The 13,337-nt window shown below is 65.5% G+C and carries 9 protein-coding genes; 3 read left to right on the plus strand and 6 right to left on the minus strand.

Translation table 11 applies throughout. The features are described from left to right. The 4 genes from GGC47_RS19715 to GGC47_RS19730 all read right to left on the minus strand — a co-directional run bounded on the left by GGC47_RS19715 (position 1) and on the right by GGC47_RS19730 (position 6,739). On the minus strand, positions 1-1,488 hold the full coding sequence (locus GGC47_RS19715; RefSeq protein ID WP_429068634.1) for a DNA cytosine methyltransferase: 1,488 nt from the start codon (positions 1,486-1,488) through the stop codon (positions 1-3). Between the two features lie 2 nt (positions 1,489-1,490). Next, positions 1,491-1,895, minus strand: a complete 405-nt coding sequence (locus GGC47_RS19720; protein WP_429068635.1) for a very short patch repair endonuclease — start codon at positions 1,893-1,895, stop codon at positions 1,491-1,493. A 733-nt stretch (positions 1,896-2,628) separates the two neighbouring features. Next, the gene (locus GGC47_RS19725; protein ID WP_429068636.1) at positions 2,629-2,835 is read right to left on the minus strand and encodes a hypothetical protein; all 207 of its coding nucleotides are present in this window, start codon (positions 2,833-2,835) and stop codon (positions 2,629-2,631) included. A gap of 169 nt (positions 2,836-3,004) precedes the next feature. Beyond that, positions 3,005-6,739: a vitamin B12-dependent ribonucleotide reductase gene (locus GGC47_RS19730; RefSeq protein ID WP_142020577.1), complete on the minus strand. Its 3,735-nt coding sequence runs from the start codon at positions 6,737-6,739 to the stop codon at positions 3,005-3,007. 921 nt (positions 6,740-7,660) lie between these two features. On the opposite strand from GGC47_RS19730, the gene GGC47_RS19735 reads away from it, so the two are divergent. From GGC47_RS19735 to GGC47_RS19745, 3 genes are all read left to right on the plus strand, one after another. Continuing rightward, positions 7,661-8,071 (plus strand): NADH:ubiquinone oxidoreductase subunit NDUFA12, encoded by a 411-nt coding sequence (locus GGC47_RS19735; protein ID WP_112761776.1) that lies wholly within the window; start codon positions 7,661-7,663, stop codon positions 8,069-8,071. 267 nt (positions 8,072-8,338) lie between these two features. Next, entirely contained in the window at positions 8,339-8,899 is a 561-nt protein-coding gene (locus GGC47_RS19740; RefSeq protein ID WP_112762327.1) for a DUF2155 domain-containing protein, read from the plus strand. 3 nt (positions 8,900-8,902) lie between these two features. Then, entirely contained in the window at positions 8,903-9,475 is a 573-nt protein-coding gene (locus GGC47_RS19745; RefSeq protein WP_142020578.1) for an FUSC family protein, read from the plus strand. Here GGC47_RS19745 and aat read toward each other — a convergent pair whose 3' ends face one another. Beyond that, positions 9,476-10,153 (minus strand): leucyl/phenylalanyl-tRNA--protein transferase, encoded by a 678-nt coding sequence (aat, locus tag GGC47_RS19750; protein WP_142020579.1) that lies wholly within the window; start codon positions 10,151-10,153, stop codon positions 9,476-9,478. 251 nt (positions 10,154-10,404) lie between these two features. Further along, positions 10,405-13,212, minus strand: coding sequence for a DNA gyrase subunit A (gene gyrA / locus GGC47_RS19755; protein ID WP_038368504.1), 2,808 nt, complete (start codon positions 13,210-13,212; stop codon positions 10,405-10,407). Positions 13,213-13,337: the final 125 nt, after the last annotated feature.

Here is a 13,337-nt window from a genome sequence, read left to right on the forward strand (position 1 = left end):
TCAGGCCGCCCGCCGTTTCGTTTCCTTTTTTCTGGATCCCGCCTGCTGGAGCTGAGCCATGACAACCTGTGCGACAGCGAGGCCGAGAAGAGGGGGGACCGCGTTCCCGATCTGGCGGAAGGCGGCATTCATCGCGCCAGCGAAACGGAAGCCGTCAGGGAACGACTGCAGGCGTGCAGCCTCTCGCACCGAGACGGTGCGCCGCTGGGCGCTGTCGTAGTGAATATGCGAGTAGGTGTCCTTGCCCATGTGTGCAGTAAGCGTGCGCGAAGGTTTGCGTGGATCGAGCTTCCACCACTTGTTCGGAAACTTGTCCGGATCATAGGGTGGCACGATGCTGGCGCGCAGCTCGCACCAGGCCTTCGAGTCCTTCCGGGCGCGCGAGAGGCCGTGGGCCTCCAGCGCATCGGCGAACATCTTCTCGGCGATCGCACGGGCCATCGGATAGTCGTCGCCTGACCGCATGCGATAGAAGATCGGGAAGTCCCTGGGCGTCAGCCGAACCAGATGGCCGTCGGTGGCATCTGTCGTCTCGAAGCCGGGCCAGTTCCGCATTGCGGACGCATAGGCTGGCAGCGCTGATGAGGTTTCACGATAGGGTATAAGGTCAGTAAGGCGGCGCTTACGGATGACCGACGGATTATTCGCATGCTCACTGATGCGGGGAAGATCGCCGAGCGCCTCCGCGGCGCCAACGGCATCTGTCAGCCGGCGGTCCGGGGTCGGGATTGGGTGGAAGAAGCGGCAGTCATGGTCGACATGCTTGAGGGCGACGCGCCGCGATCCCTCATAGCCCTTGGGCAGGTTGAGGAAGTGGGTAGGTGTCGGAAACCTTGGCGTCTCATCGAGCACGTTCGCGAGCGCCACGATGAACAAGCGCTCCCGGACCTGCGGCACCCCGAAATACGCCGCGTTCAGGATGGTGTAGCCGACCCGGTAGCCCCGTTGTTCAAGTGTTTCGCTGATCTCCTCAGGCACATTGTGACCGCCGAAGTTCAGGATGTCGGGGACGTTCTCTATGATGATCGCCAGCGGCTGCGTATCTTCGACGAACTGCAGGAAGCGCCTGTAGAGCGATGCACGCGGATCGCGCTGGAAGGCGTCTTCTTCACCCGCGACAGACCGGAGCTTGGATCGCCCGATCCTGGCGAAGGCCTGACAGGGAAGGCCGGCGGCCAGCACGTCGAAGGAGTCGGCGGCTGACGTGGCGAGTCCCAGCTCGGACACGAGTTGCGCTGCGGTTGATCTTTCCATATCGCGCGGCCGGGCCCATGCGCTGTCGAGGGCATGATCCCCGCGGAAGTTGATCGCGTAGCTTTCAGCGGCTTCGGGATCCATTTCGATATGCGCTGACAACTCGAAGCCGGCGGCCATGAGGCCAAGCGACAGGCCTCCGCACCCCGAGCAGATTTCGAGCGTGCGCGCTTTGCCGCCTGCCTGCAGGCGGGCGAGCTTATCACGTCGTATGCGGATCGAATCAGCGGCCATGGTCACTCAAGGATGTCCCTGAGCTTCAGGCGAAGACCATCAAAATCTTTCGTTTCGCATTCCCATATGACTGCGACCCGCCAGCCTAGCCGCTCAAGCTCACGTTCTGCCCGCGCATCACGCACGATGTTGTTGTTAAATTTTGTCTGCCAGAATGCAATATTAGATTTAGGGCTGTATGCAAAGCGGCAGCCTTCATGCCGGTGCCAGAAGCAACCATGCACGAACAATGCAAGCTTTCGGCCCGGAAACACGAGATCAGGCTTTCCCGGCAAATCCTGGCGATGTAGGCGAAAACGGAAGCCCATCGAATGGGCTATCTTCCTAACGGTCAGTTCAGGCTTGGTGCCCGTGCTGGAAATGCGTCCCATGATTTCTGAGCGCCGCGCGGGCGAGACGATATCCAATGCCTTATCACCCCAGGGATCGCGCCACTCCGAATTCAATCATGCATACAGTAAGTAAACCGCTTCCGCATTGAAGGACGCTGATCAAGCTGAGCACAATGCCCTGCGCCCGCTGCGTCAAGGCCTCGGTGCCGTCATAGCCGGTTTGCTTTCGGCCCTCTGCTCGACAGCTCGCGCCGGTGCCAGCCGTAGAGACTGGTTTCTTACGCCCACGGCGAAAGGTGCGCCCAGCGCTTCTTCGCAAGCTTATGCACGGTCTCGACGATCCATGCCGTCCTAGGTCGCTGCTCCGCCTCTTGGGCGTCGAGCGCCTGCGCGACGGCCGATGATGCCGCAGGCCGGCAGGCGAGGACGGCGGCATCTCGATCGCGGTGGCCGCATCCTGGCCGTGCCTGTGCACCATCGGATGCGTGGCTTCGTCCAAGAACATCACACCCTTGCTGCTCCGTCGGATCGACGCGCACGCTGCCGCGAAAAGTCTGCTTTCCGGCGCACACTTAGCATCACCTCCTGGCGGATTCTGAGAAATCGACAAAGCGGTCTATCGCGCGGACCGGTGATCAGCTGGGACGTGGCGCTCAAGGCTGAACACGTAGAAAAGCGCCTCCTGCGCTACGCGCTATTCGCCCATCATCACGCCGTCCTTCGCCCAAGAAGGCTAAATCAGGCCTTCATACCCGCGGCAACGCCGACTTTTTCAAGGGTATCTGCGCGCAAGCGAAGCGCGTGGGCCCTATTTGTCCCAGCCCTCGGGCGACTTGCGGGTGTCACGCCCGTCGGGCTCCTTGGCGATGCCCTTGTAGGGGCCGTCCGAATGCTTCACGGCCATCACGTGGCCGGTGTGCTCGTCGCGCTTCTGCCAGTGACCATCGGGACGCTGGAACTGCGTCCTGCCGCTGACCGCTCCACGACGAAAGCCTTCACCCGTATTCCTCGCCATTCTGGCCTCCTGATCCAACCCCTTCTGGGCGATTTCGTGGTTCCTACTCTTCGTTAGCCACCCGTCTCGGCTTCGGGCAGGAGCCACTGGCCGAGACGGGATTTGCGGAAGTTCATGTCCGATTGGGCAGAATTTCGCCCCTCATTTCAATAATCAATACACGGAGTAACTAGCTACAGCCGGTCGTGCTCCCGCACGTGTTGCACTTCAGGCAGGTGCCGTTGCGGACCAGGGTGAAGTTGCCGCATTCGCCGCACGAGTCGCCGACATAGCCCTTCATGATCGCTTCGGCGCGCCGCTCGGAGGCCGTCGGCTGGGCTGCCGGAGCGGCGAAGCCGAGCTTGGCCATTTCCGCCTCGCCATAGGTTTCCGGCTCCTCCTTCAGAGCCGTGGCGCCGGCGGTGGCGAGGCCGGTCGTGGAGGCAACCGAGCGGGCGACCGCGTCGTTCGCAGCATGGCTTCCCTGGCCGCCGCCCTGGATGGCGAGCAGGTTCATCGGCTTGCCGCGGCGGAAGCCGGTCGAGGCGAGGGGAGTCGAGGTGATCGGAGCCGCGTCCGGCGCCTTGTCCTGGCCGACGCCGCCGCCCATCACGTCATGGCCGATCTCGCTCGGGTCGACATGGGCGAGGTCGTTGCGGCCGAGATAGGAGATCGCCAGCTCCCGGAAGACATAGTCGAGGATCGAGGTCGCGTTCTTGATCGACTGGTTGCCGGCGACGAAGCCCGAGGGCTCGAAGCGGGTGAAGGTGAAGGCCTCGACATACTCCTCCAGCGGCACGCCGTATTGCAGGCCGAGCGAGACCGCGATGGCGAAGTTGTTCATCATCGCCCGGAAGGCCGCGCCCTCCTTGTGCATGTCGATGAAGATCTCGCCGAGGCGCCCGTCCGAATACTCGCCGGTATGGACATAGACCTTGTGGCCGCCGACGGTGGCCTTCTGGATGTAGCCGGTGCGGCGGTCGGGCAGCTTCTCGCGCTCGCGCTTGCGCTCGATCCGCTCGACGATGCGCTCGACGATCTTCTCCGAGATCTGGGTGGCGCGCGCCGCCATCGGCGCCGCGACCAGCGTCTCGACGGCGTCATCGGCCTCGTCGTCATCGTCCGAGATCAGCGCCGAGTTCAGCGGCTGCGAGAGCTTGGAACCGTCGCGGTAGAGGGCGTTCGCCTTCAGCGCCAGCTTCCACGAGAGCATATAGGCGCTCTTGCAGTCCTCGACCGTGGCCTCGTTCGGCATGTTGATGGTCTTGGAGATCGCGCCCGAGATGAAGGGCTGGGCCGCCGCCATCATGCGGATATGGCTCTCGACCGAGAGATAGCGCTTGCCGATGCGCCCGCAGGGGTTGGCGCAATCGAAGACGTTGTAGTGCTCGGTCTTGAGATGCGGGGCGCCTTCCAAGGTCATCGCGCCGCAGACATGGACGTTGGCGGCCTCGATCTCGGCCTTGGTGAAGCCGAGGAAGGGCAGGAGCTCGAACGACATGTCGTTCAGCTTCTCGGCCGGGACCTTGAGCGTGCCGGTGAGGAAATCCTCGCCCAGCGTCCACTTGTTGAAGACGAACTTGATGTCGAAGGCGCTCTTCAAGCCCTTCTCGACCGCCTCGATCTTCTCGTCGGTGAAGCCCTTGCTGCGCAGCGTCGAGGGGTTGACGCCCGGCGCCTGCTTCATCGAGCCGTGGCCGACAGCATAGGCCTCGATCTCGGCGATATCGGCCTCGCGGTAGCCGAGCGCACGGAGCGCATCCGGAACGGCGCGGTTGATGATCTTGAAGTAGCCGCCGCCGGCGAGCTTCTTGAACTTCACCAGCGCGAAATCGGGCTCGATGCCGGTGGTGTCGCAATCCATGACGAGGCCGATCGTGCCGGTCGGTGCGATCACGGTCGCCTGGGCATTGCGGTAGCCGTAGCGCTTGCCCTGCTCCAGCGCCTCGTCCCAGACGATGCGCGAGCGCTCCGCCATGGTGACGGCCGAGCCGCCGAGACGGGCCAGCGTCGCATGGTCGAGCGGGACGGGAGTGACGCTCAGGCCCTCATAGCCGTCGGCGAGGCCGTGGGCCGCGGTGCGGTGATTGCGGATGACGCGCAGCATGTGGCTGGCGTTCTTCTTGTAGCCGGGGAAGGGGCCGAGCTCGCCGGCCATCTCGGCCGAGGTCGCATAGGCGACGCCGGTCATGATCGCGGTCAGCGCACCGGCCAGCGCACGGCCCTCGTCGCTGTCGTAGCCGAGGCCCATGGTCATCAGCAGGCCGCCGATATTGGCGTAGCCGAGGCCGAGCGTGCGGTACTCGTAGGAGAGTTCGGCGATCTCGCGGCTCGGGAACTGCGCCATCGTCACCGAGATTTCGAGCACGACGGTCCAGAGCCGGCAGAGATGCTCATAGGCCGCGACGTCGAAGCTCTTGGTTTGCGTATCGTAGAACTGCAGCAGGTTGGCCGAGGCCAGGTTGCAGGCGGTGTCGTCGAGGAACATGTACTCGGAGCACGGGTTGGACGCCCGGATCCGGCCGGAAGCCGGGCAGGTGTGCCAGTCGTTCATCGTCGAGTTGAAGTGCAGGCCGGGATCGGCCGAGGCCCAGGCGGCGTAGCCGATCTTCTCCCAGAGGTCGCGGGCCTTCAGCGTCTTGTGGACCTTGCCGGTGGTACGGGCGGTCAGGTTCCAGTCATTGTCGTTCTCGACGGCGCGCAGGAAGTCGTCGGTCAGCGAGACCGAGTTGTTCGAGTTCTGGCCGGAGACGGTGAGATAGGCGTCGGAATCCCAGTCGGTGTCATAGGTGTCGAAGGAGATGTCCTTGTAGCCCTGCTTGGCGAACTGGATGACGCGCTTGATGTAGTTGTCCGGCACCAGCGCCTTGCGGGCGAGCTTGATCTCGCGCTTGAGCGCCGGGTTCTTCTCGGGATCGAAGCAGGAGTCGGCGTCGCCCTCGCAGTTCACGCAGGCCTTGAGCACGGCCTTCATGTGCTTCTTGACGGTCTTGGAGCCGGTGACGAGGGCGGCGACCTTCTGCTCCTCCTTCACCTTCCAGTCGATATAGGCCTCGATATCGGGATGGTCGGCATCGACCACGACCATCTTGGCGGCGCGGCGGGTGGTGCCGCCCGACTTGATCGCGCCGGCGGCACGGTCGCCGATCTTGAGGAAGGACATCAGGCCCGAGGACTTGCCGCCGCCGGCGAGCTTCTCGCCTTCGCCGCGCAGCATCGAGAAGTTCGAGCCGGTGCCGGAGCCATACTTGAACAGGCGGGCTTCACGGACCCAGAGATCCATGATGCCGCCCTCGTTGACGAGGTCGTCCTGCACGCCCTGGATGAAGCAGGCATGCGGCTGCGGGTGCTCGTAGCTCGACTTCGACTTCACCAGCTTGCCGGTCTTGAAGTCGACGTAGAAATGGCCCTGGCTGGGGCCGTCGATGCCATAGGCCCAGTGCAGGCCAGTGTTGAACCATTGCGGCGAGTTCGGCGCGACGCGCTGGGTCGCGAGCATGAAGCGCAGCTCGTCATGGAAGGCCGCGGCATCCTCCTCGGAGGAGAAATAGCCGCCCTTCCAGCCCCAATAGGTCCAGCAGCCGGCGAGACGGTCGAAGACCTGCTTGGAGGAGATTTCGGAGCCGTAGCGCTCGCCCTCGGGCAATTCGGCAAGAGCCGCCTCGTCGGCGACTGAGCGCCAGAGGAAGGAGGGAACGTCGTTCTCCTCGAACTTCTTCAGGCGCGCCGGCACGCCGGCCTTGCGGAAATATTTCTGCGCGAGCACGTCGCTCGCCACTTGCGACCAGGTCTCGGGGACCTCGATGCCTTCCAGCCGGAAGACGACGGAGCCGTCCGGGTTCTTGATCTCGCTGACGGCCGATCGGAACGGGATCGCGGCATAGGGCGACTGTCCGGCGGTGGTATAGCGGCGCTCGATGCGCATGATCTTCGTCCCTTGATCTGCCGCGGGTGGATGCCCGCGCGGCCGGTTGATCACCGGCTCCTGATGTCGGCCAACTCGGTTTGATGCCCCGTGGGTCCTGGCGGTGTCGTCCCGCCTGTGGGCCCGGTCGCGGCCAGAGCCGTCCGCGCATATCCGTTCGCTTCCACGATCTCTCGCGGATGCGGCGGCAGGCCCGGACAACTCTGGGAAACTATGGTCTCGCCGTTTCCAGAGGCGTCGCCGCCAGCCGTCATGCGATAGTCAAAATCTAGTCCCGTCGCACCCCTCTCGTCAAGGAATAGTGCGGGTCGATCCTTGTGGACACGACATCTGGTATGAATGTGTGAGTTGTGGGGATAAGTTTCAAGGCGCTGGCTAAGCCTTGGAAATGGCGGGAAGAATCACCGCCGCGCGGCAAGATTGCCACAGCGCCGCATGAAGCGCAGTCCCTAAAATCCCCGCTATTCATGGTTGACGAGGCGTAAATGCGCGTTCGTCCGAACGGTCTTGCAGATGCCGGTTGCGTGGACCGTCGCAAGTGCTTGAAGTCGGGGCATTTCGGCTGCCCGATTGTGGCGGTCGCCGAGCCGAATCGCGGCGAAAATCCGGCAAGGTGGTTCCGGCGGGGGCTGACAGAATCAGGCGTCGGCTGGCGCTGATTGCGCCACCGCTTTGTCCAGGCTGGGCTGCAAAGAACCGACCGATCCCGAACGCCGGCGCCGATTCTGCCGTCGCCCCCGTTTTCGAGCTCAGGCGCTAGACGCTGAAGCCGGGCCAGCGCGAGACGCTGATCGTGATCTTCGATGCTGTCACGCGGGGCGGCCACGTCGCTGCGGACTGGACAGGGGCGGGCGCTGCCGCCATAAGTCCGCGACAGACGCGCACGCATTTGCGAGCGCGCGAGTGCATGGACTGAGGACGATGAAGAACTGGCTGCTGCAGATCTTCACCTGGTGGAACGGCCAGACGATCGGCACGCGCTTCCACACCTGGCGCTTCGGCGAGAGGGTGGGCGAGGACGAATTCGGCAATGTCTATTACCGCACCAAGGGTGGGGTGAAGGACAAGGCGCTCGGCTTCCAGCGCCGCTGGGTGGTCTATAACGGCCCGATCGAGGCGTCGAACATCCCCGCCGGCTGGAATGGCTGGCTGCATCACACGGTCGATGTCGCTCCCTCCGAGGAGAGCTACCAGCCGCGCGAGTGGCAAGAGCCGCATCAGCAGAACTGGACCGGCACGGCGCTGGCCTATCGGCCCCAGGGCTCGACGCTGGCCGAGGGCGAGCGCCCGGCCGCGACCGGGGATTACGAGGCCTGGACGCCGGGTCGCTGAGGCGCTGAGGCTCCCGCTATCGGGCCGCTCCTGCCGGGGCGGCCTTTTTGATGGGCGCATGCTTCCTTCCCGGCGCGCATGATGGTTCTTCTGCGCGGCGGCGTGGGGCGGCGGCGCGGTTTCCGATGCAACGCCCTTTTTCCGCTGCCTTCGCCGTGTTACTGCGCCTCGTCGCGCCATGTCCGCGATGCCGGAGAGATTCGCGCCAGCATGCCGTCCTTGTCCCGTTTCCCGATTCTGGCTGGTCTCGCCGCGAGCGCTCTGACGATGACGGTTGCCGCCGGCCCGGCGCTGGCCGACCGCATCAAGAACCCGACGGCGATTTTCGCCGGCCTCGACAAGATCACCGGCCGCATCATCTCCTTCGAGGTCTCGATCAACGAGACGGTGCAGTTCGGCGCCCTCCAGATCACGCCGCGCGTCTGCTGGACGCGCCCGCCGACCGAGGCGCCGCGCACCGATGCCTTCGTCGAGGTCGACGAAGTCACCTTCAACAACGAATACCGCCGCATCTTCTCCGGCTGGATGTTCGCCGACAGCCCCGGCCTGCACGGCGTCGAGCACGCGATCTACGACGTGTGGCTGACGGACTGTAAAGGCGGGACCGAGGTGATCGTCGATCCGAAGGAGCCCGAGCCGCCTCCGCCGACGGACGACCAGCGCAAGCCGCGCACGACCCCGCCGCGCGACGTCAACCAGCCGCCGCCGGGCGGCGGCCGCATCGATGTCGAGCCGCCGCGCGGCGTGCCCGTGCAGCCGCAGCGGCCGAGCCAGCGCTTCTTCCCGACCAATCCCGTCCCCGGCCGCGATCCCACCGGCGGCGGCTGAGCCGTGGAGCCCGCGCCTGCCGACAAGGGAGCGGGGCGCGAGAGCAGGCGCATCCGGCGCCTGCGCGGATATCTGGCCGAGCTGCGCAAGCGCCTCCCGGTCAGGCGGCGCCTCGCGGACGGTCTCGAGCACGCGCTGATGTCGACGGTCGGGGCGCTCGCCGCCTATCTGCCGACGCAGGCGCTGGGGCTGCGCGAAGGCTTCTGGGCCGCGATCACCGCCATGGCTGTCGTCCAGAGCGAATTCGGCGCGACGCGCACGACAGCCCGCGACCAGTTCGTCGGCGCGGCCATCGGTGGCGTGATCGGCGTCGCGGTGGTCCTCACGACCGGGCAGCACATCGTCAGCTATGCCATTGCGGCCGGGCTTTCGGTGCTGGCGGCCTGGCTGCTCAATGTCGCGACGGCGGCACGCCTCGCCGGCATCACGGCCACCATCATCCTGCTCGTTCCGCATCCCGGCACGACCGCGCAGGTGATGATGCTGTCCCGCGTCTTCGAGGTCGGCTGGGGCGTCAGCGTCGCCATCGTCATCGTCTGGCTGGCGGAGCGGCTCGATCCGCGCCGGCCGGACTGATCAGCCGCGCAGCACGGCCAGCGCGTCCGCTCCCCTGATCTGCGCCGCAGCCGGCCAGGCGAACCAGTTGCCGCGCTGCTGCAAGGCCTCCTCGAGCCTGAGCCGATAGGCATCCCGCGGAATCTCGATGGTGCCGAACTGGGCGAGGTGGCCGGTCTGGAACTGGGTGTCGAGCAAGCGGTAGCCGCCATGGCGCAGCCGCGCGACGAGATGGACGAGCGCCACCTTGGAGGCGTCGGTCTCGCGGTGGAACATGCTCTCGCCGAAGAAGGCGGCACCGATCGACAGCCCGTAAAGCCCGCCGACGAGCCGGCCCTCGCGCCAGCATTCGACCGTGTGGGCATGACCGAGGGAGAAGAGCGCGCCGAAGATCTCGCGGATGCGCCCGTTGATCCAGGTCTCCGGCCGGTCCGGCAATGCCTCGGCGCAGGCGGCGATCACCGCCGCGAAATCGCTGTCGACGCGGATCTCGAAGCGGTCGGAGCGCACGGTGCGCGCCAGCCGCGCGGAGAGGTGGAAGCCGTCGAGCGGGATGACGCCACGCCATTCCGGCTCGACCCAGAACAGGCCCGGATCGTCGGCGGTCTCGGCCATCGGGAAGATGCCGGCCGCATAGGCGCGCAGCATGATGTCCGGCGTGATGGCAGGCGTGCGCACGGGGACGGAACGGGCTTTCATCCAGGGATGGGAGCGCGGGGCGCTCGGCGAGTCAAACGCGTTCGCGGCTCTGCTCGGTATGGAGCTGCCGGCGGGGGCGCGTCATCCCGGGCAAGCGGCGCAGCCGCGCCGATCCCGGATCCATGCCGGAGCGGTGCCGAAGAACGTTCGGGCATGGCTCCCGGGTCTCCCTTCGGTCGCCCGGGATAACATGCGCGAGAGATGGAAACATCAGACAGCACTTGCAGATGTTTCCATAGAAGGCTGATCTCTCAGCCTTCCGTCGGCTCCGCGCCCGGCGCTTCGTCACCGGTTTCCTCGTCGCCTTCGCTCTCGCCATCGTCGTTGATGCACTCGACCGAGACGACCTTCTCGTCCTTGGCGGTGTTGAACACCGTCACGCCCTGCGTCGAACGGCCGGCGATGCGGATGCGGTTGTCCGGGCCGGCATCGACCGGCACGCGGATCAGCTGGCCGCCATCGGTGACGAGCATGAGCTGGTCTGAGTCCACCGCCGGGAAGGAGGCGACGAGCTTGCCGTTGCGGTCGTTGACGACCATGGCGACGATGCCCTTGCCGCCGCGCCCGGTCACCCGGTACTCGAAGGAGGAGGTGCGCTTGCCGTAGCCCCTCTCCGAGATCGTCAGGATGAACTGCTCGGCCGCGCCCATGGCGGCGTATTTCTCCTGCCCGAGCTCGATATCGCCCGAGGCGCTCTCCTCGGCATCGGCCTCGGCCACCGGAACGGCCTCCGTCGCCTCGTCGGCTTCCCCGTTGAGGGCACGGCGGTTGGCCGCGGCGCGCTTGAGATAGGCGGCGCGCTCGTCCGGCGTGGCGTCGAGATGGCGCAGGATCGCCAGCGAGATGACCTCGTCGTCCTTGGCCAGGTTGATGCCGCGCACGCCGGTCGAGTCGCGGCCCTTGAAGACGCGCACCTCCGGCACCGCGAAGCGGATGCACTGGCCGTTGGCCGTGGTCAGCAGCACGTCGTCGTTCTCGGTGCAGATCTGCACGTCGACGATGTGGTCGCCCTCGTCGAGCTTCATCGCGATCTTGCCGGCGCGATTGACGTTGACGAAGTCGGAGAGCTTGTTGCGGCGCACCCCGCCCGAGGCGGTGGCGAACATCACATCGAGCGTCTCCCAGCTCGCCTCGTCCTCCGGCAGCGGCATGATCGTGGTGATGCGCTCGCCGGCCTCGATCGGCAGCATGTTGACCAGCGCCTTGCCGCGGGCGTTCGGCGCCGAGAGCGGCAGCCGCCAGACCTTCTCCTTGTAGACCTGGCCTTCGGAGGAGAAGAACAGCACCGGCGTATGCGTGTTGGCCACGAACAGCCGCGCGACGAAATCCTCGTCCTTGGTCGCCATGCCGGAGCGGCCCTTGCCGCCGCGCCGCTGCGCCCGGTAGGTCGAAAGCGGCACGCGCTTGATGTAGCCGCCATGCGAGACGGTGACGACCATGTCCTCGCGGGCGATCAGGTCCTCGTCGTCGAGGTCGGAGCCCCAATCCTCGATGGTGGTGCGCCGCGGCGTGGCGAAGGCGGCCCTCACCTCGGCGAGCTCGGTTTTGACGATCTCCTGGATGCGGGCGCGCGAGCGCAGGATGTCGAGATAATCCGCGATCTCCTTGGCGAGCTTTTCCAGCTCGTCGCCGATCTCGTCGCGGCCCAGAGCGGTCAGGCGGGCGAGGCGCAATTCGAGGATCGCCTTGGCCTGCGCATCGGAGAGGCGATAGGTGCCATCCGGGTTCATCGGGTGGCGGGGATCGTCGACCAGCGCGATCAGCGGGGCGATGTCTTCGGCCGGCCAGTCGCGCGCCATCAGCGATTCATGCGCCGCGGCCGGGGTCGGCGCGGTGCGGATCAGGCGGATGACCTCGTCGATGTTCGCGACGGCGGTGGCGAGGCCGCAGAGCACATGGGCACGCTCGCGGGCCTTGTTGAGCAGGAAGCGCGTGCGCCGGGAGACGACCTCCTCGCGGAACTCGACGAAGGCCGAGATGAAGTCCTTGAGGTTGAGCACCTCCGGGCGGCCACCGTTCAGCGCCACCATATTGGCGCCGAAGGAGGTCTGCAGCGGGGTGAAGCGGTAGAGCTGGTTCAGCACGACGTCGGCGACGGCGTCGCGCTTGACCTCGATGACGACGCGCACGCCCTCGCGGCTCGACTCGTCGCGCAGGTCCGAGATGCCCTCGATGCGCTTCTCGCGCACGAGATCGGCGATCTTCTCGACCATCGTCGCCTTGTTCACCTGATAGGGAATCTCGGTGACGATGATCGCCTCGCGCTCCTTGCGCAGCTCCTCGATATGCGTCTTCGAGCGCATCACGATCGAGCCGCGACCGGTGTGGTAGGCGGAATGGATGCCGCTGCGGCCCATGATCGAGGCGCCGGTCGGGAAGTCCGGGCCGGGAACGATCTCGATCAGGTCGTCGATCGAGATCTCGGGGTCGTTGATATAGGCGACGCAGGCATCGATGACCTCGCCGAGGTTATGCGGCGGGATGTTGGTCGCCATGCCGACCGCGATGCCGCCGGCGCCGTTGACGAGCAGGTTGGGATAGCGCGCCGGCAGGACGGTCGGCTCATGTTCCTTGCCGTCATAGTTCGGCTGGAAGCTGACGGTGTCGAGGTCGAGGTCTTCCAGCAGCGGCATCGCCGCCTTGTCGAGGCGCGCCTCGGTGTAACGGTCGGCGGCCGGGCTGTCGCCGTCCATCGAGCCGAAATTGCCCTGGCCGTCGATCAGCGGCAGGCGCAGCGAGAAGTCCTGCGCCATGCGCACCAGCGCGTCATAGACCGCGAGGTTGCCGTGCGGATGGTATTTACCCATCGTGTCGCCGACGATGCGGGCGCATTTGGTGTAGGGGCGGTCCGGCAGGTTCTTGTTCTCGTGCATCGAGAACAGGATGCGGCGATGAACGGGCTTCAGGCCGTCGCGGACATCGGGCAGAGCGCGGCTCACGATCACGCTCATGGCGTAATCGAGATAGCTCTTCTTCATCTCGTCGGTGATCGCGATCGGCTTGATGTCGCCGCCGAAACCCGGGGCGTCGTCGCGCTTGTCGTCGTTGTCGTCGCTCAAGAGGGAATATCCCGATTTCCAGTCGTTTTCAGGCTTCTGGCTACCCGATTCCGCGCCTTGGCGCCAGCAAAAGCCGACGCTGTCCAAGCAAAAATTTCATGAATGATTTCATATTGTTATGGCTT

It is taken from the genome of Allobosea sp. OAE752, from assembly GCF_050433265.1.
GTDB lineage: Bacteria > Pseudomonadota > Alphaproteobacteria > Rhizobiales > Beijerinckiaceae > Allobosea > Allobosea spartocytisi.